Genomic DNA, 24117 nt, shown 5'->3' on the forward strand with positions numbered 1-24117 from the left:
AGCGAGCCGACTATCATATCATAATGATTTGGTTTGTCAAGCTTTTTTATAATTTGTTTCAATGGGTTAGCCAGGTTTGTTATATGTAAATCCACATATAAGTTACTCCGGTTCTCCCTAATGAGGTGCGTATTATAGACGCTTATTTTAATTAGTCAAGAAGTTATTTTTATTTAGTTTGAAATTTTTATCAGCCTACTTAATAGTAGTTTGATGTGTTCTTTCTCGCTAATGGGTGTTTATTCAGTGCCAAAACACTTTCTAAGCGCCCTTCCCTTTCGACTGGGTGGCATTATACGCGCTTTGAGATGGGGGTCAAGGGGGTTTGAAGGTTTATTTCTGATTTTTTGATAATGCTAAATCTATGTATCAATCCAAGACGCTATTTAAGACGCTGTTAAGGGCAAAGATTCTTCGTCCATTTCCCTGCTTTGTTACCGCGAACACATTGATATTGCACACCATACTGAACCCAATGCCAACTTAATTCAGATGGCGTACCTTTTAAGGTAAAGCTAATACGATAACGTTCTGCGCTAACACTATCATCCATGAGATCAGAACGGGTAATGACAACAACGGCTGTCTTGGACTGGGCTTTTGATGGATAGAAGAAAGTTTGCGCCAAATCATAATCCGCGGACACCTCATCAATACTGCTATTGATGAGTTTGAGCTTTTCAAGACCACAAGAGATCAGTCCTATTTTAATAGGACACGGCGCTGATGCATAAGTCACTGCGCGGCCATTAACGCTTAAACGCTTAAAATTGGCTGGATTTGCAGCTTCAGCCCGAGATATGTGACTTATTGAGTTGCTAGTATTGGCATATGAAGATGCTGGAACTAATGATAATGAAAATAAAGCACTCGCTATCAAACCTCTTATCAAGTGTGTTGAGGTATTTGAGACCGGCAATAGATGATTAAAACTATTTAAGTGCAGCATAATAACCTCGACGTTTATTATCAAATAGCATTATAAAAAGGCTAGTCATATAATGTTTATATAGCTATACCATACAATACCATATTAAAATTATTTAATAATAACTCCAACCAAGTGTTATTTGTGTCTTTTTATTATAACCATCTCAGTTGTTATGATTATCTCTATTAGAGCCGTATATTGGTATGCAACTCACCACCCTAGCACGCAAATAAAAACCGCCCATTAAAAAATAAACGGTTCGTATGTGCATGTCTTAAGCCAACATCTACTATAAAGCAATCATAGCGTTAACTGGTGGCTTTGCTTTTTAGCGTGGTAAAGATACCTGATAACGCATAGATGACACCAATGGCTAAGATGCCCACAGGGATATCATATAAGATGATACTCATGACCAATACGCCAATGATAAGCACCACAAAAGGTACTTTCTTCTTGTCGAACTCTTTAAAGCTATAATATTTGACGTTACTGACCATCAATAAACCACAGATAACGACCCACGCGGCAAATAAGAACATGACGGCAGTATCGTATTGTCCGATCCATTCGTTATGATCGACCGCAACCATGACAGCGGCCGTAACTAAGATAGCCGCGAGCGGACTTGCCAAACCGACGAAGTATTTTTTATCGACTATACCAACTTGCACATTAAAACGTGCCAGACGAAATGCGGCGCAAGCGGTAAAGACAAATGCACAGCCCAAACCAATACGACCTAACGGCTCTAACGCAAAGCTATAAATCAGAATTGCAGGCGCAACGCCAAAAGCCAACATGTCAGCGAGTGAATCATATTGCTCGCCAAAAGGACTTTGCGCATTAAGCATACGCGCAACACGCCCATCAGCGCCATCAAGGATAGCGGATAAGAAAATCGCCAGTGAGGCTTTATAAAATTCGCCTTGGGTACTGGCTAAAATAGAATAAAAACCCGATAGCAGAGATAAAGTGGTAATCAGATTGGGCGCTAAATAGACACCGCGACTAACCACACGCTTACCTTCGGCAACCTCTGCTTCAATCACCTCAAAGGTCAAACCATCATAATTGTCATTATCCGCTAGGCGAATATTGAACTCATGCTCATCGACAAAAGGCGGCTGAGTGGCAGCACTATCCTGTAAGAGCGGCTCTTTTACCAAACCGTCATTCATAACCTTGTCGGTTACCAGACTGTCCTTTGCAAGGCTATCTTTGCCCATACTACTTGATGATTGATTCGTCGTCATAACGATATCCTTATTCGCCGACCAGCCAGCGCACATTAGTGGCACTATCAGGAGACATGTCTGGGGCATCCGCAACTTTTAACACCGGCTGTAAGAAACGCAAAATCTCACGTGCGTGATTGTCAAATTGCCAAGGCGGATTGATAACGAGTAACCCTGTACCATTTAGACCAACAGCGATGTCGTTAGGATAGATATTGAGCTCGCAGACCAATTGACGTCTCATTTCAGTCCGTTTTAGCTTTTTGTAAAACAGCTCAACCGCTTCCATGTTTTTAATTGGATACCATAACGCGTAAGTACCTTGTGGCCACTTATTATAAGAATGTACCAATAGGTCAATCAGGCGGGTGAAGTCTTTATGCTCTTGCTCGTAAGGCGGATCAAGAAAAATCAAACCGCGCTTCTCTTTTGGTGGAATCACCGCAGCGATACCTTCAAAAGAATTGCGATGATGAATACCAATCGGCAATTTATGGAGCTGATAATTTAGTGCATCGTATTCACTGGCTTTGGCTTCAAACGCTTCACCGCGCACGCCGGCATCAGGATTTTTTTCAACATGATGGGCAATCCACCAAGGTGAACCAGGATAGACTTTTTTATCATACGTGAAACGCGCTTGCTTAATGCTTTCCATATAGTCTTTGACGGCCGCCGGTGCTTTTTCGATGTCGGCTTTTAACAAAGCTTGGATACCGCCTTTGGCTTCGCCTGTTTTGCGCGCCTCTTCACTGCCGAGCGAATACAGTCCACGACCACCGTAAGCATCAAGCACATAAAAAGGTTTGTTCTTTTGCCCCAATTGATTCAGCAGTTGTACCAATAAAATGTGTTTAACGACATCGGCAAAGTTACCGGCATGATAGGCGTGTTTATAGTTCATAAGATCAAAAGTTTAAATAAGAAAAATTGCATCTATGGTAGCATAGGCAGAGTAAAAGATAACGATGGTTTTGGTAAAAAGGCATGGATTGGCTGTGTATTGACAGTGAATGGCATGTTTATTGATAACGGCGAGGCAAAATGACGCAGATTATTAGCAATCTTGAAGTGACACAGTTAGTCGTCGATCATCCGATTGGAGCGGATAACCCGCCACTACTATACCCACCTAGCGATGACGAAAGGCAAACGCCACTCACTCAGCATGAATTACAATTTTCGGACTTTGATGTCGATTGGCAAAATAAGCTAACCGATAAACAGCTAGATACGTTTGTAGACGATGGCTGGATGATTATTGACGATGTGTTTGAAAATAAAGCGCTATTGGCTCTGCAGTCTGAGAGCGGTTTTATTGACTATCGTGACGCCGAGCTGACGGCTGGCATTCGGGTTAGCAATATTCGCGGTGATCGCATTCGCTGGATTACCGAAAACTTCTTTGCAGGCTACTATTATTTACAAAGTATCAATGCGCTTGCTGCTTTATTCAATCAAAGCTTGTTTGCTGGTATTCGCCATAGTGAGGCACATTACGCTTGTTATCCGGTAGGTTTTGGCTATCAATGGCATAGCGATAATCCGGCTGGACGTGATGAGCGCGTTATCTCGGCGGTGTTTTATCTCAATGATGATTGGCGTGATAGTGACGGTGGCGCTTTAGAAGTCGTCGACAAACATGGCGTCCACCATAATGTCATGCCTGTTGCCAATCGACTGGTCATATTTGATAGTGACTTGCAACACCAAGTGCAAATCGCCCATCGGCAGCGTTATTCTATCGCGACGTGGATGCGCCGTGATGGTTTGGTGCCTTTTGTTGAGGATAATATTTAAAACTAATCAGCTATTACTTTAAATAAGCCTTGTTAATTAAGGATAATGACAATGCATAAAACCTTATATAGAAGCTTGCTCTTACTTGTTATACTCCCTCTGATCGTGAGCTGCGAGACGCTTAATCATCAAGCCGCTACTCAAAAAAACAATGAGTTATTTTTTACCTATTATTTGCCAAAATCCACGCCTGAAGAACCTCTAATAATTAATCCGACTGTTATTACTACTGAATTCAAATATGAGGATGGGTGTTTACTTGCATTTGATGGAAGCAGATGGATGACACCTGTATTTCCCGAAGGACATGCAACTTTTAATAGTCATCATAAGACTTTAAGATTATTAGGAACGAGTTATAAAATGGGTAATGTGATTTCTGCAGCTGGCTATGTGCATGCTTACAACAGTGAAAAAGTTAAAAATTATAGTAATAGCCCAGCCGAAAAGTGCATTACAGAGTATCTAGCAATATATTACGGCGATTATGAAAAAATTGACTTGGATAAAAACTAAATTTTTTCAGACCTCAAATTATAAACATCAAAACAACATATCTAGGACTGTCATGAGTTCAGAAAATAATAGTAAAACCCATCAACAGCAAACACTAGAGCTAAGTATCGCCCTACTTGAACGTCCATCCGTTACCCCCGATGATGATGGCTGCCAAGATATATTGTCAGAGCGCCTGACGCAGGCTGGGTTTGATTGCGAGTTTATGTATTTTGGTGAAAGAAACCAAAGCGGCGAACATGCGGAAGTCAAAAACCTCTGGGCGCGCCGTGGCACCACTGAGCCAGTTATTTGTTTTGCTGGTCATACCGACGTCGTGCCTACGGGTGATGAAAACAATTGGACTTATCCGCCATTTACACCCACCATTGCCGATGGTTATTTATGGGCGCGCGGTGCCGCTGATATGAAAACCGGCATTGCTGCTTTTACCGTTGCCGCCGAGCGTTTTGTCGCTAATTATCCTAAGCACAATGGCTCTATTGCTTTTTTAATCACCGCAGATGAAGAAGGCCCGTCCATCAATGGGACGGTGAAAGTCATTGAAACGCTTGAAGCGCGCAATGAGAAAATCACCTATTGCCTCGTTGGCGAACCATCAAGTACCGACACGCTTGGTGATATCATCAAAAACGGTCGCCGCGGCTCATTGGGCGCCGAGCTGACCGTCACTGGCAAACAAGGTCATGTTGCCTATCCGCATCTGGCTTGCAATCCGATTCATGCGGCAATGGCGGCGTTAGCAGAATTAACCAACGCCACTTGGGATAACGGCAACGAGTATTTCCCTGCGACTTCTTTGCAAATCTCTAATATCAATGGCGGTACAGGCGCAACCAACGTTATTCCTGAAACGCTAACCGTTATCTTTAACTTCCGCTTTTCCACAGAAACGACGGAAGAAGAATTAAAAGCGAGAACTCATGCTATTTTTGATAAGCATTTTGAGAACAGCAAAGCCAGTTATGATATCCAATGGAAATTATCCGGTCAGCCATTTCTAACCCCTGAAGGCAAACTCGTATCGGCCTGCCAGCAAGCGATTAAATCTGTGACTGATGTTGATACTACGTTATCTACTTCTGGCGGTACTTCAGACGGACGCTTTATCGCGCCAACCGGTGCGCAAGTGGTTGAGCTTGGCGTACGTAATGCGACGATTCATCAGGTGGATGAAAAGGTAGAAGTAGATGATTTGGGCAAATTGGCGCAGATATATGAAGGGATTTTGGAGAATCTGCTGCTTGATTAGACATAATCTATAGAAACAAAAAAAGCGCCATCTGCTTCGTATTTGGCGCTTTTTTATTATGATCTTTTATCGATAAGGACTTGAACAACACAAGTCAATTAAGCTACTTACTAGCTTCACTCAATCCCTATATAAACATCCACTTGCCCATACTCTAAATTACCATCAATATAGTGCTCAAAATCGACATTATAACTACGAGTATACTCACAGCTTGGGTCGTTGAAGTACTCCCAAGCCTTCTCCCACGCATTCATGACGGTATTAGGCATATTACCTGTTTCTGAAAAGACTAAGTATTTCCCTGCGGGAATGGCTATCGTTACAAGATTGCTCGTATTGGCGACCGCCGCATTATCCGGCTGCGCCTGCTCATTGCCCACTTCCCAACCAGCGACAACATCAAACGCCCCTACTAAATCAGCACTTTCATAATTGTGGTAGATACCATAAATATCCTGATCTTCAGGCAAATCACCCATATAGTTTTGATAAAACTTTTGCCATAAGCGGCCTAATTTTGCCGTTTCGTGGCTGATTTCAGCGTGATTGGTGGTACGTACGCTGATACCCTTACAAGCTATCGCTTCGGGTAGCTCTTTAATTTGTGACGTCATGATGCTGCCTGCCCTGTTGTGCTGTGTGATTTTTATTTGATGTGCGATTAAATGAGCATAACTGCCTTAATCCGCTTCATCAATCCAATTCATTTGAATGGCTTCTAGGATACCCTCATTTGATTTTTGCGGGTCATCATCAAAACCTTCTAGCTCCGTCACCCAGCGGTGTAAATCAGTAAAGCGAATATACTGCGGATCGGTCTCAGGGAATTTTTCATAAAGCTCAATAGCGATATCTAAGCTGTCTGTCCATTTTAGTTTTTGCGGGCTCATGGTAGCTCCTTAACTGTTATTTATTTTATAGCTTTCATCAAACTAGAGATTAGTTTGACCAGTTGTTTGTATAATGTTTGTCTAACGCTTTACTTGCTCACTTACTAACCCCTATCCTATCAAAATTCGCCAACTGATTATAGACAAGTTCGTTATACCGCCTTTGTTGCTTTAACTTTTTGCTTTATCTTTTTATTTTGTTTCTGCAGATTTAATCGCTACTTGATGCTGATTCCAAGAAACAATGACTTCATTTGTCTGCTCACCTGTCATATCCAATATCTCTGGTGCGCATTTGCCTTTTTTATCGTTTAAGACAAACTTAGTCATACCAACACCCATGAGCTGATTTTTTACCAAAAAGCGCGTTTCAAAATAGACGTATTTTTTATCCCAACCGACAAGCGTACTATTTACCGTCATTTTATTCAGGAATTTAATTTCTTTGAGATAGACCATTTCTTGCATGGCAATAATCCAGCCGAGATTTTTAATCCCCTTTTGATGACAGCAGGCCATCAGCCATTTAGTGATGTTTAACTCGATAAAAGACAAGTAGCGATAATTGGGCAGATGGTCGCGAAAACCCATGTCGTGTGGCAATACGCGATAGTGGCGCACAATTGGTTTGGTTAATGTCTCGACACTTAGGTGTTCATTAGCCGTTTGCTGTTTAAGCTGCTGCTTTAATAAGCTGACCATAATAAAAAAACGTATCAACATGTTCATAAAGGAAATCTCTGCACGGTTATTCTGTATGAATTATGAGTAAATATAGCTTTGATAAATGCTGCCTACCTTAACGCAAAAAAAGCCACCTCAGTGACTTTTTCGTAAAAATATTATTAGTAGATGATTAGCAATTAATGACCGCCGCCATTGATACTACGTACCATCTCTTCAACCATTTTCTTAGCATCACCAAAGATCATCATGGTTTTGTCCATATAGAACAAGCTGTTATCAAGACCTGCATAGCCCGTACTCATTGAACGCTTGATAACCATGACCGTCTGCGCTTTATTGACTTCTAAAATTGGCATACCAAAGATTGGGGATGATGGATCATCTTTTGCCGATGGATTGACGACGTCGTTGGCACCAATGACTAAGACCACATCAGTACTGGCAAAGTCGGAGTTAATCTCATCCATCTCAAGAATGTCATCATAGGGCACGTCAGCTTCCGCCAATAGTACGTTCATATGGCCTGGCATACGACCAGCAACCGGATGAATGGCAAAGCGCACATTGACGCCTTCCTCTTTTAACAGCTCATACAATTCTTTGACCGCGTTTTGTGCACGGCCCTGCGCCATACCGTAGCCCGGTACAATCACCACACTGCTGGCATTAGACATGAGGAAACCTGCGTCTTCTGCCGAACCTGCTTTGTAGTTTTTAGGTGCGCCATCATCTGCGCCTGTAGCGGCAGCTGCCGTACCCATACCACCAAACAAAACGTTTAGTAGAGAGCGGTTCATGGCTTTACACATGATGTAAGATAAAATCGCGCCTGACGAACCAACGAGCGAACCTGCGATAATTAGCATCGAGTTGCCAAGGGTAAAACCAATACCCGCTGCCGCCCAACCTGAAAATGAGTTCAATAGCGACACAACCACGGGCATATCACCGCCACCGATTGGCGCAATCCACATCCAACCAAATATTACGGCTAATACTGCCATCGCATAGAAAGCTGGCAATGAATCGGTCATAAAGTAGACGATACCAAAACCAATCATAGCAATAAATAGAATCGCTTGTACCGGTTTTACCCAGCCGCCTACTAGGGTTTTTGCCCAACTTTTTGCGGCTAATTTACCAAAGGCAAAAACAGACGCTGAGAAAGTAATCGCACCAATAAAACAACCAATAAACAGTTCAGCACGGGCGACTGCGCCATGCTGTTGCTCAGTATGCAGTACGGTCGCTAAGGCAATCGCCACTGCTGCCAAGCCTACGAATGAATGCATCAAAGCAACGGTTTCTGGCATCTGGGTCATAGCAACCGTTTTTGCTTTCCACATGCCGACGACTGCACCCAATACCATGGCACCGATGATTAACCACAGCACAGGGCCTTCGGCTAAGAAAAAGGTCGTTGCAACTGCAATTGCCATCGCTACCATACCAAAGCGGTTGCCACGAATGGCGGTTTTTGGACTAGAAAGACCACGCAACGTTAAGACAAAAAGGATAGCACCGATTAAGTAAAACCAATCCGCATTTGCTGCAATCATATTTGTTAAATCGCTCATGCATCGCCTCCGCTTTCAGTCGTCGCAGTTTCAAGCGCTGGCGCTTTTTTTGCTTTTGGTTTAAACATTGCCAGCATACGCTCAGTCACCGCAAAACCACCAAAGATATTGATACTGGCTAAAAATACGGCAAAAGCACCGAGCAAGCTGGTTGGGGTAAACATCGCGCCGTCAATGGTGACGGTTTGTAGCATCGCGCCGACGATAACGATACTTGATAAGGCATTTGTTACCGCCATCAATGGCGTGTGCAGTGCTGGCGTGACGCCCCAAACGACGTAATATCCGACGAAAATAGCGAGCACGAATACCGTGAAAATCGCTACAAACGGTGTGCTACTCATGGCCGCACCCGCTGGCGCTGCCGCTAAAATAGTGGCAATCATCTAATCCTCCTAAAAATTTGTTCGTGTCTGGCAAATGTAAGGTAATGAAATTCGAGACTGGATGTTTAAGGCTTAGCGTTTAGCAAGGCGTACTTGATTGTCATGCGTCACTGCTAACGCCCCTTGAATCTCATCATTCATGTCTAAATTCAGTGCCAGCGTTTTCGCTGAAGCGTCGTCTTTAGCTGCAGGAGCCATCAAAGTAGTGATAAAATTAACAAGGTTATTGGCATATAAATCTGAAGACTGCGCCGCCAGTTGTGATGGGATATTGGCTGCCCCGACGATACGCACACCGTTTGGCGTGGTAATGGTTTCATCAGGTACACTGCCTTCGACGTTGCCACCAGTGCCAGCCGCCATATCAATCAGTACTGAACCGGCTTTCATTTTGGCAAGCGTTGCTCCGTGCACCAAGCGCGGCGCGTTACGTCCAGGAATCTGCGCGGTGGTAATGACGATATCTGCGTTGCTCAAGGCTTTATCTACGACAGCAGCCTGATCTTTGATATATTGCTCAGAGGGCGTCCATGCATAACCGCCCGTGGCTTTGGCTTTTTGCGCTTCGTCTTCGCTCATTGGCACGTCAAGCCATTTACCACCAAGCGATTCCACCTGTTCTTTGGCAGCAGGGCGCAAATCACTGGCTTCAACGACGGCGCCCAAACGCTTCGCCGTCGCAATCGCCTGCAAACCTGCTACCCCTACGCCTAAGATAACCACTTTGGCAGGTTTCACCGTACCCGCTGAGGTCATAAACATCGGAAATGGACGCGAGTATTCATTGGCGGCAAGCAATACCGCTTTATAACCGGCAAGGTTGGCTTGTGACGATAAGACGTCCATGTTTTGCGCACGTGACAAAGTACGTGGCAATAATTCCATGGCAAAGACGGTGGCACCTTTGGCCGCATAAGTATCTATCTGGCTATTGCGATATGGGTCAAGCATACCAATAATCACTTGACCGGCTGTTAAATGCTCAGTCACCGCTGCTGGCAAATCATTGACGGTAGTAATAATTTGCGCTTGGTTGACGACCTCGGTGCTACTATTGGCAATATCAGCACCCGCTGCCTGATACAACTCATCAGCGTAATATGCCGCTTGACCTGCACCTGACTGAATGACGACTTCAAACCCTAGTTTACGTAATTTTTTTACCGCGTCTGGGGTTAGCGCTACCCGTTTTTCACTCGCGCTATCTGCACTAATAACACCAATCTTCATACCGTCTCCTTACTTACGTCAAATGACTATACTCACGTTTAATGACTATCTTTTAACACCCGCAACGCATCTTTAAAAAGCACAGGGGACAAAAAAATCTTTGGTCACGGTTGGTTAAGAACTTAAGACCAAAGATTATCAATTTAATAAATGATAGCTCCTTTGCCATCATGCCTTTTTATTATAGAGATAACATCTGCAAACTTTCATTGTCTAATGATGACCCACAAGTAAAATAAAAAGTTAGGCATTTACACCATCATCATAACTTTTATTGTTATATTAAAAACTTTTATTTTTTCCAAAAGCGCGCAAAGCCTGTAAGCTATTAGCTCACGACAAATATAAAAATTGGCTTAAGGTTTGACATATGTCTACGATGACGCTTAAAAATACAAAACTGCTATGACTAAGTCAAGATAAAATACTGCCTAACGTATAATAAGAAAACTTGACCGCTCAATAGAACACCCATTGACCTACTATAAATAAGGAATAACCATGTATTTTTTACTCTCCCCTGCCAAATCACTTAATGAGAAAGATGCTTTGCCAGTCAATCTCGGCAATTACTATAGTCAGCCCGAGCTGATTGAGCATGCGCAGGGGCTCATGAAAGACCTAAAAGCCAAAGAGCCAATTGATTTACAAGAGCTGATGAGTATCTCTGACGATTTGGCGCAGCTTAATGCCAGACGTAATCAAGACTGGGCTTGGAGTGCAAATACTCCTTTTACGGGTGACAACGCCAAACCAGCGGGGTATTTATTTGACGGCGATGTCTATACTGGGCTTGATATGTATCATATGGACAAAGATACTGCTATTTACGTTAATGAACATTTGGGTATTTTGTCAGGTCTTTATGGCGTGCTGAAACCGCTCGATTTGATTCAGCCATATCGCCTAGAGATGGGCACCAAGCTAAAAAATGATCGCGGGGATAATCTTTACGAGTTTTGGGGCGAAGAAGTGACTAAAACAATCAATGCACGTATGGCAGATAGTGAGGACAAAGTTTTAATTAATCTTGCTTCTAATGAATACTTTAAGGTAATAAAAAAGAAAGCACTGAATGCGCAAATCATCACGCCAAGATTTGAAGACGAGAAAAATGGCCAATATAAAGTGATTAGCTTTTATGCCAAAAAAGCACGCGGATTGATGGTGAAATATGCAGCAGACAATAAGCTGACCAACGCAGAGCAGCTAAAGCAGTTTGATTTGGCAGGCTATTATTATGTTGATGAGCTGTCTGACGATAAAACGTGGACATTTCGTCGGGATGAAGCAAGTCAGTAGTCTTCAAACAAACAACTAATATGCATAAAAAAACCCCGATAAGCTTAGCCTATCGGGGTTTTGTTTGAACTAGGTTTAACAAGTAGGTTATGACAAAGTCATACTTCTAGCGAAGAGCGATTTGTCGAGGAAGACGCGCGAAAATAGTACTTATCGTACATTGAGCGCGGCTAACAAAGAAAAATCGCTTTGTAGCAGAAGTAAAATTACATCATACCGCCCATGCCACCCATACCGCCCATTCCACCGGCAGCGCCCATACCAGCCATAGCATCATCACCTTGCGGTAAGTCAGTAATCATGACTTCAGTTGTAAGCATGAGGCCTGCAACAGAAGCCGCATTTTCTAGTGCTGAACGTGATACTTTTGCTGGATCAAGGATACCCATCTCTAGCATATCGCCGTATTCGCCAGAAGCTGCGTTGTAACCGTAGTTACCGCTACCGCTCTTGACTTCATTAACCACCACTGACGCTTCTTCGCCTGAGTTGGTCACGATTTGACGTAAAGGTGCTTCCATCGCACGGCGTAGGATTCTAATACCCGCATTTTGGTCGTCGTTATCGCCACGTAGTTCAGACAAGGCATTCATCGCACGAACGAGGGCAACGCCGCCGCCAGGGACAACGCCTTCTTCAACCGCTGCACGAGTCGCATGTAACGCATCATCAACGCGGTCTTTCTTCTCTTTCATTTCAGTTTCAGTTGCCGCGCCTACTTTGATAACGGCAACGCCGCCAGCAAGTTTTGCCATACGCTCTTGTAGCTTCTCTTTATCGTAGTCAGACGTTGATTCTTCAACTTGACGTTTGATAGATTCAACGCGGTTTTCGATGTCAGCGGTGTTACCCGCGCCATCAACAATCACAGTGTTTTCTTTACCGACAGTGACTTTTTTCGCCGTACCTAATTGCTCTAAAGTAGCAGTCTCTAAGCTCAGACCAATCTCTTCAGAAATCACCGTACCGCCAGTTAACGTTGCGATATCTTCTAGCATAGCTTTACGGCGATCGCCAAAACCTGGTGCTTTAACAGCACAAGTTTTTAAGCCGCCGCGCATGTTGTTTACAACTAGTGTTGCCAATGCTTCGTTTTCTACGTCTTCAGCAATGATTAGCAACGGTTTGCTTTGCTGCATGACTTGCTCAAGTAATGGCACAATTTCGCGGATATTGCTAATTTTTTTATCAACAAGCAAGATGTAAGGATTTTCGAATTCAGCGGTTAAGCTGTCTTGCTTATTGGCAAAGTACGGGCTGATATAACCACGGTCAAACTGCATACCTTCAACCACTTCCAAGGTATCTTCAAAGCTTGAACCTTCTTCAACCGTGATGACGCCTTGCTTACCAACTTTTTCCATCGCTTGGGCAATCAGCTCACCGATTTTAGTGTCTGAGTTGGCAGAGATAGAACCCACTTGCGCAATCGCTTTTGAATCATCAGCTGGGGTTGATAACTCATGGATTTGCTCAACCGCGGCACGTACCGCTTTATCGATACCGCGTTTTAGATCCATTGGGTTCATGCCCGCAGCAACTGATTTCATGCCCTCAACCAAGATTGATTGTGCCAATACAGTCGCAGTCGTTGTACCATCACCAGCAACATCGTTGGTACGGCTAGCAACTTCACGCACCAGTTGTGCGCCCATGTTTTCAAATTTGTTTTCAAGCTCGATTTCTTTGGCAACCGATACACCATCTTTAGTGATGGTAGGTGCGCCAAATGATTTATCGATAACCACGTTACGACCTTTCGGACCAAGCGTGACTTTTACCGCATTTGCTAGAACGTTTACACCGTCCATCATTTGTTTACGGGCATCAATGCCGAATTTTACGTCTTTTGCCATGTTAAATTACTCCACTATTATAAGTATGAGAATGCAATGAAAGGTTTCAATGATATTTTTTTATAAATGTTCTTGGGTATAACTGTTGTTGGCTAAAAATCGTTAGCCAAAATTGTCTTATTAGCAATTAGCCTTCTAGTACACCCAATACGTCTGCTTCTTTCATAATCAATAGCTCTTCGCCGTCAACTTTTACCGTTTGACCCGCATATTGACCGAACAAGACTTTATCGCCAACTTTTACATCTAACGCGCGAGTTTCACCGTTGTCACGAATCTGACCGTTACCGGTTGCTAGCACTTCACCTTGAGACGGTTTTTCTTGAGCTGAACCAGGAAGCAAGATACCACCAGCCGTTTTTGTTTCTTCTTCGATACGGCGGACGACAATACGGTCATGTAAAGGACGAATATTCATCGATACGACTCCAAAATTTGGTTAGTTAACATAAAGGTTTATTTGAATGAATGATCTCAATACCAAGATCTAGCAGAATGTCTGCTTAAAAACAGCATTCTTTAGATAAGCTTTGAGCTTGTATCAGAAAGTGGGGGCAAAGCAATTTTGCTTCAAGTGTAAAGCCCAAAAATTTACAAGAATTTTGCACATCCTTACCTATGCAAGCAGTAGTGAGAGTGATAAATAGTCCATTGATTAAATTGCACGCTATTAAAGGCTTGAGCATTGCTTTAAAACAACAAGCCTTACATCAAATAATAAGGAGAAAATGAGCGATTATAAATGAAGCTTTTAGCAGTATCAGCTCATTAACTTCCTCATTTCTTACCAAGCTTACAGCAAGTTACGGCGTAAGCTCGCTTTAGCTAAACCAGCAACATCGACTACAATAGCCTAACGCCTCACTGTGCCCCTACCCTTGAAAATGTAACAGAGTATGACAATATATAAGGGTGAGCCCATAATAAACCCTATAAATCAAAGCCAACAGTCAAACAAAAGACAATATTTATAAGTAAAAGCTGATAACACAGCTTGAAACCAAATTAAGGAATATCCATGAGTTTTTTATCACAAAATAAACAATCCCTATCAATCCATTCTAATAACCCGAAACGCAGCCCTTCTAAAATTTTAACCGCCTTAACCACTGGGGCAAGCATTGCTGCGATTGGAGCTTTAAGTATGACCGCACCTACCCTTGCCAGCGCCAAGAGCGTTGAGCCCTCAAGCGCGAACTATAGCTTTACCATTGAAGATAAATACAAAGGCACAGCCACTCGTACGTTGAATAAATCTGGTAATACCTGGAAATACAATGTCAATGCTCGCGTTGCTGGGGTCGCCACTGCCGCGCAAAATAGTACCTTTAGCATTAACGGTAATAATGTGGTGCCGACCCAAGCCAGCACCATTTATAAACTATTGGGCGTTGGTCGTACGCACAAATTGGACTTTAATCCAAGCAGTAAAAAGGTAGTAAGTAACTATCGCGGCAAGTCGACGACGATGAATATGGCGCAGCAAGCCTTTGATGATTTGAGCCTTGAAGTGCAAATTCGCCAAGATTTATTAAATGGTAAATTCTCTGGCAACTATTACATGGCGAAAAAAGACAAAATTGAAAAAACGCCATTTAAGAAATCGGGTAATACTAAAATCACCGTACCAGCAGGTACGTTTGATACCGTGCGTGTCGACCGCGTGCACGATGACAATAGCCGCTCGACCAGTTTTTGGTTGGCGCCAAGCTTAGATTATCTGCCAGTTAAAGTCAGTCAAATTAACGATGGTAAAAAGATGGATTTAGAATTAACCAAAGTCAATTAAGCCCTTATCTTTGTATAAATGGTTAACGTAAAAAAGCGGCGCTCTAAATGAAGCGCCGCTTTTTTTTATCCGTATAAAACTTTCTATGTGAATTTTAGCGAGAACGTGGCTGTTTAACGACATTGTTCATTGACGGTAGACGTTTTAACAAGATAAATAACCAGACGTTGATGGTAAGTAACAACACAAAATCAAATAGATAGACCATTATCTCAGCCCAACTACTGCCATAAACACGGGTAAATAGCACCACCCCACTCGCGCCAAGATAAACCAAGGTAAACATACTGTCTATCAATAGCGCATAAGGCGAACGCCCGCGTAATATCGATGGCGTTAAGACCAGCGCCGGTAGCAACCATAACGCTTGCCAAGCGATACCGCCAACGATATCGGGACGACTAGGATTAAAGACGCTGATTAAAATCGGCAATGCCAATAATCTAAACGCTAGCCAAACCAACCACGTCACCATTAAGCGCTGACGTATGGGCGCTATCGGTTTTTGCGTATTGACTGTCTCAGGTGTTTTTGCTGCGGGCGTGTCGATATTACTGTCCTGCTTGGATTGGTTAGTGACCATGGGAGATATGTATTTCCTAATTGATAACAGCAAGCGGTAACCTATAAAGGTTAATTAACGCTGCCAATTGGCTTGCGCTAAGGCAGACGCGGTAATTGCCAAACGCCGACCTTGGGCAATCGCCAGCTCGCGCTCATCTGCCGATACTGGTTGGTCATGTAACGCGCCGCTGACATGACTTGCGCCATAAGGCGAGCCGCCACGCTGCGTTCTATTTAACGCAGGCTCAGCATAAGGGACGCCCACAATCATCATGCCATGATGCAATAGCGGCATCATCATCGTCAGCAAGGTCGTTTCTTGTCCGCCGTGCATCGAACCGGTAGCCGTAAATACTGCAGCTGGCTTGTTTTGCAGATTGCCTGCCAGCCATAGGGTGACGGTATTGTCCCAAAAATACTTCATCGGTGCGGCCATATTACCAAAGTGCGTCGGACTACCAAGCGCAAGCCCGCTACAATCTTTTAAATCATCCATGGTGCAATAAAGGTCGCCTTCATCAGGAATGGCAGGCTTAGTTGCGGTGGTTTCAGGCGCGACAGTCGGCACCGTACGAATACGCGCCGTCATGCCAGCGTCTTCAACACCCTGAGCAATGGCATATGCTAATGTCTTCGTCGTACCATAATTTGAATAATAAAGCACCAAAACATAAGGGGCGGTCTGACTCATTAGCAAAACATCCTTAAAAAGTCGTGAAAATGAATGGTTAAAAGCGCGTCAACCACACTATAAATGACCCGCATGAATAATAGATGTGCATATTATGCCCGAGTCATGCATTGACAGCAAACAAAGCCCATTTAGCAATGACGTTTTGTAGATGCTATAGACAAGCATGTAAACCAACGCTGACTCAGTGCATTTTGACACAATTCAGTGGCAGATTCTGCACGCTTACTTTTGTTACACTATTCGCACTCTTATTGCCGTTAAATGGTTGTCATGGAAAATTTACTAAAAAAAATCCCTTTTTTACACCAACGTTGGTTTCAGTTTCTACGTTTTTTGACGCGGCACTTTTTTGAAGACAACTGCCAACAAAAAGCGGCGTCGCTAACGTATACGACGCTATTATCGATTGTGCCTATCTTAACAGTACTATTGATGATTTTGTCGTCAGTGCCAGCGCTTGCGTCGGTCAGAGCGCAGATTTATGAAGTGATATATAGCAACTTGTTGCCGCAATCGAGTTTGCAAGTCAGCAAATATATCAATAACTTCGCTGAAAAGTCATCTAATCTGACCATCATCGGTTCGATGGTACTGTTTTTTACCACCATCATGACTTTGACGACCATTGAGCGCGCCTTTAATCAAATCTGGCGAGTAGAGAATCGTTCAGGCGGTATGAAAAGTATTCTGCGCTACTGGACGATTGTGACATTAGGACCGCTGATTTTAGGCACGGCATTTATCGTCTCAAGTACGGTGCAAAGCTTAAGTTTCTTAAATCGACAAATCGCCGGCTACGGTATCGACTGGTCGTTTTGGATACAAATCGTTTCTATTGCGGTCACGGTAGCGGGCTTTATTAGTATGTACTGGTTTATACCTAAAGCGCGTGTCCCGGCAAAAAATGCGGCGATTGCTGGTGTCTTTGTGGCGATTATTTTTGAGTTAATGAAGAACCTTTTTGGTACGGTCATGGCGAATTTTACCAGCTATGAGGCCATTTATGGGGCGTTCGCCGCGCTGCCAATATTTTTATTATGGATCTATCTGTCGTGGAATTTGATTTTGCTCGGCGTTGAGATTAGTTATACCTTGACCATTTTTGAGACCGAAGAGGTTTATCCGCGCCACCCGCTCCTAAGTTTGCTCGATATGTTAAATCTCGTTTATACCCATCATTTAAAAGGCGAAGCGGTGAGCGAGCAAGCGCTGCGTAATGTCTTAGGACGTAAAGAGCTGCCAAAATGGTATACCTACATTAACTATCTGCAAGACAGTAATCTTATCACCATGACCGAAGAAGAAGATTATGTGCTGAAAAAAGATTTGAGCAAAATGACCTTGTGGGATTTTTATCGTACTCTGCCTTACCCTTTGCCTATCAAAGATGAGCTTGATGAGATGAGCATTGAGGACCAAAAACCTTGGCTGAGCTTATTGGTTGATCGCTTTGAAAATACAGAAGCTTATGCCAAACAGCAATTGGCTTTACCATTGAATATGATTTTCGCTCATAGCGAACCCCGTAAAAAATCTGAGGAAAATACAGCAAATTCAACTAAAAACACTCGCTCTAAACTCTTTAGAAAATCTAGCGAGGCAACCCCTAACTACCTATCTAAAAAAGATAAAGATAGGGATAACGTCACGCCGGACTTTGATCCTATCGCTTATGATAAGGACAGCGACGTAGAATGCGATGAGAATAACAATGAAATTCTCATTCCTAAAGATATTGGCGACAATAAACCTTCTACACTTCACCACAGAATTGGGAAGAGAGACGATATTATTACAGAAGCGGATAAGCCTATAATAAAGTAAGCTTATGTTAAGTAAGCTAACTATCATTTTTTATCTTCGTTACAACATATAAATAAGCTCCTATCATAGGGGCTTTTTTTACTAAATTTTTAAACGATCCTATTTATATGGTAAGGTAATTCCTTTTAAGCCTCGTCATCTAGTGAGGCAATAGCACGGCTTTTTTCAATAAAACTTGTTTAATTTTTAGGTCATTTTTGGAGCGCATTCTATTGGACAAACACCCTAAAAATGGCTGGCTTAAGTCGCTATTGCTCACCCTTATGCACAGGTTAAAGCAATTTGCCCAGCTGTGGTCGCTACAGACGCTATTAGATTTACCCGATCGCCTAAAAAATCTGTGGCAGCAGCTGATTGGTTCTTATTGGTTTATTCCTAGCGCTTGTGTGTTAGCGGGCATTCTCCTCGCGCCCATATTGGTCACCATTGATGAACATTTTGACCGCGAGACGGTTAGAGAGCTAAGTTTTGCTTTTACCGGCGATGATGAGGCCGCTCGCGCTATCATGACCACCATTGCTGGTGCCGTACTTGGTGTCGCGGGGACTACTTTTTCGATTACCATTGCCGTGTTATCAATGGCGTCTTCGCAATTTGGCCCCAGATTGCTGCGTAATTTTTTGACCGATACGCCCAATCAGTTTGTTTTAGGCGCGTTTATTGGCACCTTTAGCTATAGTTTATTGGTGTTAAAAGCGATTCATAAATACGATGTTGCCTTTGGTGTACCGCAATTGGCGGTGACCTTTGGCATTATCATGGCAATTATTTGCGCGTTATTATTGGTGTATTTTGTGCAGCATATGGTGCATGCGATTCAGGCATCGCATGTGATCGAAGGCGCCAGTAATGAGGCGATTAAGAATATTCACTACTGGTATAAAGACCGCTGTGATATCAAGCATCAACGTGACGTTGAGCACCAAGATATCGAACAATTTCACACTTGGTCTGCAACGCCGATTTATGCGCCAAGCTCGGGCTATTTGCAGCAAATCTATCTTAAGTCACTGGTAACTCTGAGCCAAGATTATGCAGGCGTGGTGCAAATCAAAGCCAATCTTGGTGATTTTGTCACTGATAGAAATATTATCGGCTATTTTTATCAGCGCCCAGCTAACCATCCAGACAACCGCCAGCAGACCAACACACCAAAACTTGCTATTGTGCCGCGCCCCCCAGATAGCTTGTTTTGGCAGCGCTTTGCTGGTTGTATCCGTATTGAGCAGCGCCTAAGCCATTCTAACGATATCGCTTATAGTTTAGGACAAATGACCGAAATTGCGGTACGCGCTCTTTCTCCAGGAATTAACGATCCCAAAACTGCGGTCAATTGCGTACAGTCTTTGACCAGCTGCCTTAGCATCATGATGCGTCGTCAGCCGCCAAGCCCCTATCATTTTTATATAAAAAATCCAGACAAGTCGATGCCAGATAAAACAACATCTGATAATAGCATTATTGAAAAAGTAAGCCATAAACCACGCGACGCCATATTAGCCGTCGTGACTCATACCCCTAAAATATCCGACTTTATCGATACCTCGCTTGGCGAGATACGGCGTTACGCGACCGCAGACTTAATGGTGTTAAAGGCGCTTTGTCAGGCAATGGTAGACCTTAATTATGCCAAAGTTAATAATGCTCAGCAGCAAACGTTACTACATGAGCTGACGTTGATTGAACGTGCGGGACAAGACAATCTTAGCTATCAGGCCTTGGTCGATGACTTAAGCGCCATGTGTGCGCAAGCCAAGCAGTTTATTCTCAGCGACAATGACCAACACCAATATTTTGCTTATGTCGCTAAGTTCGATGCTCATATTCATCAAGCTCTACAAACACAATCAAGATAGCGTTTAAAATGATCTTTATAACTAAAAATAAGTTTGCCACTCATAACTGGTAAGCCAGCACAAAAATAACTAAAATAAAACCCCGTTAATCCTCCTAAGTCCTAAAATTGGGGCGACTTTTTATCATTATTTGAGACCTTTTTATGGCTCCTACCAGCAGCTTGAGCGTACTAGAAATCAGCGCTATTTTTTTAACGATTACTGCCTTATTAACTTATGTCAATCATCGCTTTATCGGCTTACCAACGACTATCGGCGTGATGGTAATCTCCATTTTATTATCTATCGGCGCGATATTTTTGGGCTTTTTAGGTTTTGATCAGCTCATTGATTACGAAGTGAGCTTATTAGAACAGCTTGATTTTACCGAAGTCTTATTGGACGGCATGCTGTCTATGTTGCTCTTTGCGGGCGCGCTACACGTCAATATTGGCGATTTAAAACGTTATAAACTGCCCATTGGTATCCTTGCTTTTATTGGCACCATCGTATCGGCGTTACTCATTGCCGCTGCCCTTTATTTTATGCTGCCGCTATTTGGTTTTGGCCTGCCGTTTTTGTGGTGTTTATTATTTGGCGCTTTGATATCGCCGACCGACCCAATCGCCGTGATGGGTATTTTGGCCTCAGCTGGCGCACCAAAAAGTATTGAAACGGTCATCGCTGGTGAATCACTATTTAATGATGGTATCGGCGTGGTTATTTTCGTGCTGCTGCTCGGTATTTTATCCAGTGGCGATATCCCAACGGCCAATTATGTTGCCCATACCTTAGCCGTTGAAGCTGGTGGCGGTATAGTCTTTGGTTTAGTGCTCGGCGCAGTTTTGTACTACATGCTTAAAAGCATCGACAGCTACCAAGAAGAGGTGTTATTAACGCTGGCGGGCGTCATAGGCGGCTATGCACTCGCCAGCCATTGGCATTTATCAGGGCCACTTGCGATGGTGATGATGGGCTTAATGGTAGGTAATCGTGGACGCGCGCTAGCGATGAGTGATAAAACGCGCCATTATATTGATTTGTTTTGGGAATTAATTGATGAAATTCTTAACGCGATTTTATTTGTCTTGATTGGTTTAGAGGTGGTGATGATTGCTTATTCGGGCAATTTATTTATCGCTGCTGGTTTGACCATTGTTATTGCCCTAGTTGCACGCTTTATCGTCGTCGGCATGACCACCAAAACCTTTCATCGTCAGCTTGATTTGCCAAAAGGCGCGTGGAAAGTGCTGACATGGGGCGGCTTACGCGGCGGGATTTCGGTTGCTTTAGTGTTGCAGCTGCCAGCAGGCGGCGAGCGCGATATTTTATTGGCGCTGACTTATGCGGTGGTGATATTCTCTATTTTGGTACAAGGTTTGAGCGTTGGTAAAGTCGCCAAAAGCATTCGCACTGATGAGAAAGTCGCAGAGATATAAGCTTTACATAGTTTTTATTTAGCCGTTTTAATCAAAGAAAAGCCAGTATAAGAGGATAGCTTATACTGGCTTTTTTAGGTCTATTGAACCCGTGTATTGGTTTGTATCATAGCGTAGTTATATCAAACCTTTGCGCTTCATATTGCGATAAACCACGATAACGATAATAATGTTTGATAGCAAGATGGCAAGTTTAAACCAGTCAAATGGGCTAGCAAACAGATAATACAGCTCAATAGGAATAAATATCCCGTAGCCCAATACCCCAAACCAATACGCCCAGGTTTTGTCTTGCCACAAACCATAAGCTTCAAGAAAGCGCAAACTGGCATAAGCAAAAATGAGCAATAAAAATACTGGCCAATTTCTGCTTGCCTGCTGAGCAATGCGTACCGCACTATCAACTTGCGGCGCTAGCAGTTGCCCAAAGACTTGCTGCCAAGAAGCGGTTGCTGTCGTTAGCCAATGCTCAAGGTCACTATGCCATGCCCATAAAGCCCCCGCTCCTAATAGCGCACCAACGCCTTTGACCACCTCGTATATTGCGACCGCTTTAATAGATTCGCTAGAGGTACTAGCACGACTGCGCGGCTTATGTGGCTGGCTGGTTAAATCTCGGTCGTTATCCTTCGAGGATGGTAGCAGACTGTCATCCCGTCCGGGCAAATTAGGCAAAGAAAGTCTCCACCACCCGGCCTTGCAACTGCTCATTAAAGAACGGCGTATTTTTACCATTTGATAACATGGTTTCTGTGGTCACTTGCCACTCAAGATTAGGATCGACCAACACCGCGCCGCCGATACTTTCATACTGCTCACTAATACCCGCAATTTTTGCTGGATTAAGGCATATTTTATCGACCAACTGTTCAAGCGTTAATACCTGATCACGTACCAATTGACAGGCCAGCGCCATAAAGGTATCAAAGTTTGAGATACCAGGCGTACTCTCAGCAAAGGGTGCTTTTTTAGCGGTACTATTTAGCGGCTCATGATGGCTGCAAATCGCATCAATAGTGCCGTCTTTTAGCCCGCGGCGAATGGCTTGCTGATCGGTATTACTACGCAGCGGCGGTAGCACATAGGCTTGGGCATTAAAGCCTTTTAAATTATCATCGGTTAAATACAGCTGATGCATCGCCACATCACAAGTCACCGGCAGACCTTTGTCTTTCGCCCAGCGCATCAGCTCAATCGAAGACTTACAAGATAATTGGCTAAAATGTGCGGCAATACCCGTTTCTTCTACCATCAATAACTGCGTTGATAAAGCAACCGTTTCTGCAATCCAAGGAATGCCTTGCAAACCATGATACGAAGCGATATAACCTTCATGTGCCACGCCATCACCAGAGAGACTTGGCTCGTCAGGATAAAAGAATACTTTCATGCCAAAAGTCGCCGCATACTCCAAAGTACGCAGTAACACTAAGTCATTACGAAAAGGTCGACGCGCATTAGAAACTGCGATACAGCTGCCTTTTTTCAGACCAGCGATATTTGATGGTCGCTCGCCTTCTAAGCCTGCGGTCAACGCCCCTAAAACATGCAAATAAATACCGCCATCACTCAGCGCCCGCTCACGCAAACCTTTTAATAGCGAGCCATTTTCTAAAATGGGGTTGGTATCAGGTGGAATCACCACATGCAAAAAGCCATTGCCACGGGCCGCACGCCCTTCTGACTCTAACGTACCGTGTTGTTGTTGACCCGGTTCGCGTAAACGGGCGCATAAATCAACCAAGGGCGGCAGTAGCCACATTTCGCGCTCTGACTCAAGAGAAGCCAGCTTATCGGTTACTGTGCTTGGTAGCCCGTCTTTAAATGCTTTTGGAAGTAAGTCGTGCATATGAATATCTGAATTCGTAATGTGAACCATGAGCGTTATTACCGTATCAATAAAATGTGATAATTGACTTCCTCCTCTCCCTAAAGTGAGGGGATTCCTACTACTAGACGCTCAAGCCCGAGCGCGAGAATGTTTTTTGCCGCATTAATATCACGGTCATGAGTGACACCGCACTCGCAAAGCCATTCTCTTATTCCTAAGTTTGCTCTACCTTTCGGACTGTTTTGGCGTGAGCCACAACACGAACAAGTTTGGGTGGTGTAGCTTTCATTCACCTCAACATAGTAGCAACCTGCGTTCTCGCATTTATAGGCCAGTTGCCGCTTAATCTCAAACCAACCTGCATCATAGACGGACTTGGCTAGCTTGCCCCTAGTGAATGATGTTGATTGAAGTTTGCCAATGATGATTATTTTATTAGTCTTGGCAAGGTTGGTGGTAAATTTATGAATCAA

24 protein-coding genes are annotated in these 24117 nt (G+C 43.5%); 8 read left to right on the forward strand and 16 right to left on the reverse strand.

What is annotated here, in order from left to right; all coding sequences use genetic code 11:
• Positions 1–397: 397 nt before the first annotated feature.
• From H9653_RS10870 to H9653_RS10880, 3 genes are all read right to left on the reverse strand, one after another.
• Positions 398–739, reverse strand: coding sequence for a hypothetical protein (locus tag H9653_RS10870; protein ID WP_225211733.1), 342 nt, complete (start codon positions 737–739; stop codon positions 398–400).
• A gap of 500 nt (positions 740–1239) precedes the next feature.
• Positions 1240–2187 carry a CDP-diacylglycerol--serine O-phosphatidyltransferase gene (gene pssA, locus H9653_RS10875; protein ID WP_191692380.1) on the reverse strand — a complete coding sequence of 316 codons (948 nt, stop codon included), beginning with the start codon at positions 2185–2187 and terminating at the stop codon, positions 1240–1242.
• A 10-nt stretch (positions 2188–2197) separates the two neighbouring features.
• On the reverse strand, positions 2198–3073 hold the full coding sequence (locus H9653_RS10880; protein ID WP_144297694.1) for a 23S rRNA (adenine(2030)-N(6))-methyltransferase RlmJ: 876 nt from the start codon (positions 3071–3073) through the stop codon (positions 2198–2200).
• Between the two features lie 140 nt (positions 3074–3213).
• On the opposite strand from H9653_RS10880, the gene H9653_RS10885 reads away from it, so the two are divergent.
• Genes H9653_RS10885 through dapE form a run of 3 tightly spaced genes read left to right on the forward strand, consistent with a single transcriptional unit; the run spans position 3214 to position 5737 of the window.
• A complete protein-coding gene (locus tag H9653_RS10885; protein ID WP_191692381.1) occupies positions 3214–3969 on the forward strand; it encodes a 2OG-Fe(II) oxygenase in 756 nt (251 codons plus the stop codon).
• A gap of 51 nt (positions 3970–4020) precedes the next feature.
• Positions 4021–4485 carry a hypothetical protein gene (locus H9653_RS10890; RefSeq protein WP_191692382.1) on the forward strand — a complete coding sequence of 155 codons (465 nt, stop codon included), beginning with the start codon at positions 4021–4023 and terminating at the stop codon, positions 4483–4485.
• Between the two features lie 52 nt (positions 4486–4537).
• Positions 4538–5737, forward strand: coding sequence for a succinyl-diaminopimelate desuccinylase (dapE, locus tag H9653_RS10895; RefSeq protein WP_191692383.1), 1200 nt, complete (start codon positions 4538–4540; stop codon positions 5735–5737).
• A 116-nt stretch (positions 5738–5853) separates the two neighbouring features.
• Here the strand turns inward: dapE and H9653_RS10900 are convergent, their stop codons facing one another.
• The 6 genes from H9653_RS10900 to H9653_RS10925 form a co-directional block, all read right to left on the reverse strand.
• On the reverse strand, positions 5854–6354 hold the full coding sequence (locus H9653_RS10900) for a GyrI-like domain-containing protein (RefSeq protein ID WP_191692384.1): 501 nt from the start codon (positions 6352–6354) through the stop codon (positions 5854–5856).
• 66 nt (positions 6355–6420) lie between these two features.
• Complete coding sequence (iscX, locus tag H9653_RS10905) at positions 6421–6630, reverse strand: Fe-S cluster assembly protein IscX (RefSeq protein WP_144297698.1); 210 nt, start codon at positions 6628–6630, stop codon at positions 6421–6423.
• Positions 6631–6822: 192 nt separating this feature from the next.
• Positions 6823–7359 (reverse strand): acyl-CoA thioesterase, encoded by a 537-nt coding sequence (locus H9653_RS10910; RefSeq protein ID WP_191692385.1) that lies wholly within the window; start codon positions 7357–7359, stop codon positions 6823–6825.
• A gap of 134 nt (positions 7360–7493) precedes the next feature.
• The gene (locus H9653_RS10915; RefSeq protein WP_144297700.1) at positions 7494–8894 is read right to left on the reverse strand and encodes an NAD(P)(+) transhydrogenase (Re/Si-specific) subunit beta; all 1401 of its coding nucleotides are present in this window, start codon (positions 8892–8894) and stop codon (positions 7494–7496) included.
• Positions 8891–9238, reverse strand: a complete 348-nt coding sequence (locus tag H9653_RS10920) for a proton-translocating transhydrogenase family protein (protein WP_144297754.1) — start codon at positions 9236–9238, stop codon at positions 8891–8893. Before H9653_RS10920 ends, H9653_RS10915 begins: the two co-directional genes overlap by 4 nt.
• Positions 9239–9352: 114 nt before the next feature.
• The gene (locus tag H9653_RS10925) at positions 9353–10510 is read right to left on the reverse strand and encodes a Re/Si-specific NAD(P)(+) transhydrogenase subunit alpha (RefSeq protein ID WP_191692386.1); all 1158 of its coding nucleotides are present in this window, start codon (positions 10508–10510) and stop codon (positions 9353–9355) included.
• A gap of 501 nt (positions 10511–11011) precedes the next feature.
• On the opposite strand from H9653_RS10925, the gene yaaA reads away from it, so the two are divergent.
• Positions 11012–11812, forward strand: a complete 801-nt coding sequence (yaaA, locus tag H9653_RS10930; RefSeq protein WP_191692387.1) for a peroxide stress protein YaaA — start codon at positions 11012–11014, stop codon at positions 11810–11812.
• Between the two features lie 206 nt (positions 11813–12018).
• Here yaaA and groL read toward each other — a convergent pair whose 3' ends face one another.
• A complete protein-coding gene (gene groL, locus H9653_RS10935) occupies positions 12019–13668 on the reverse strand; it encodes a chaperonin GroEL (protein WP_191692388.1) in 1650 nt (549 codons plus the stop codon).
• A gap of 127 nt (positions 13669–13795) precedes the next feature.
• Positions 13796–14086 (reverse strand): co-chaperone GroES, encoded by a 291-nt coding sequence (locus H9653_RS10940; RefSeq protein ID WP_144297704.1) that lies wholly within the window; start codon positions 14084–14086, stop codon positions 13796–13798.
• Between the two features lie 600 nt (positions 14087–14686).
• Between H9653_RS10940 and H9653_RS10945 the strand changes: the two genes are divergently transcribed.
• Positions 14687–15457 carry a DUF3108 domain-containing protein gene (locus tag H9653_RS10945; RefSeq protein WP_191692389.1) on the forward strand — a complete coding sequence of 257 codons (771 nt, stop codon included), beginning with the start codon at positions 14687–14689 and terminating at the stop codon, positions 15455–15457.
• 94 nt (positions 15458–15551) lie between these two features.
• Here H9653_RS10945 and H9653_RS10950 read toward each other — a convergent pair whose 3' ends face one another.
• On the reverse strand, positions 15552–16040 hold the full coding sequence (locus tag H9653_RS10950; RefSeq protein WP_225211734.1) for a hypothetical protein: 489 nt from the start codon (positions 16038–16040) through the stop codon (positions 15552–15554).
• A 54-nt stretch (positions 16041–16094) separates the two neighbouring features.
• Complete coding sequence (gene wrbA / locus H9653_RS10955; RefSeq protein ID WP_191692390.1) at positions 16095–16712, reverse strand: NAD(P)H:quinone oxidoreductase; 618 nt, start codon at positions 16710–16712, stop codon at positions 16095–16097.
• A 273-nt stretch (positions 16713–16985) separates the two neighbouring features.
• Here wrbA and H9653_RS10960 point away from each other — a divergent pair, with 273 nt between their 5' ends.
• The 3 genes from H9653_RS10960 (at position 16986) to H9653_RS10970 (ending at position 21813) form a co-directional block, all read left to right on the forward strand.
• Positions 16986–18539: a YihY family inner membrane protein gene (locus tag H9653_RS10960; protein WP_191692391.1), complete on the forward strand. Its 1554-nt coding sequence runs from the start codon at positions 16986–16988 to the stop codon at positions 18537–18539.
• A gap of 263 nt (positions 18540–18802) precedes the next feature.
• The gene (locus tag H9653_RS10965; RefSeq protein WP_191692397.1) at positions 18803–20395 is read left to right on the forward strand and encodes a DUF2254 domain-containing protein; all 1593 of its coding nucleotides are present in this window, start codon (positions 18803–18805) and stop codon (positions 20393–20395) included.
• 143 nt (positions 20396–20538) lie between these two features.
• Entirely contained in the window at positions 20539–21813 is a 1275-nt protein-coding gene (locus H9653_RS10970) for a cation:proton antiporter (RefSeq protein WP_191692392.1), read from the forward strand.
• Positions 21814–21930: 117 nt separating this feature from the next.
• Here the strand turns inward: H9653_RS10970 and H9653_RS10975 are convergent, their stop codons facing one another.
• The 3 genes from H9653_RS10975 to H9653_RS10985 form a co-directional block, all read right to left on the reverse strand.
• Positions 21931–22488 carry a DUF2127 domain-containing protein gene (locus tag H9653_RS10975; RefSeq protein WP_225211736.1) on the reverse strand — a complete coding sequence of 186 codons (558 nt, stop codon included), beginning with the start codon at positions 22486–22488 and terminating at the stop codon, positions 21931–21933.
• Positions 22481–23662 carry a dihydroorotase gene (locus H9653_RS10980; protein ID WP_191692398.1) on the reverse strand — a complete coding sequence of 394 codons (1182 nt, stop codon included), beginning with the start codon at positions 23660–23662 and terminating at the stop codon, positions 22481–22483. The genes H9653_RS10975 and H9653_RS10980 overlap by 8 nt, the downstream gene beginning before the upstream one ends.
• Before the next feature lie 80 nt (positions 23663–23742).
• A partial coding sequence (locus H9653_RS10985; protein ID WP_191692394.1) for an RNA-guided endonuclease InsQ/TnpB family protein occupies positions 23743–24117 on the reverse strand: 375 nt, incomplete at its 5' end.

This window comes from Psychrobacter communis (genome assembly GCF_014836505.1).
In the GTDB taxonomy this organism is placed as follows: domain Bacteria; phylum Pseudomonadota; class Gammaproteobacteria; order Pseudomonadales; family Moraxellaceae; genus Psychrobacter; species Psychrobacter faecalis.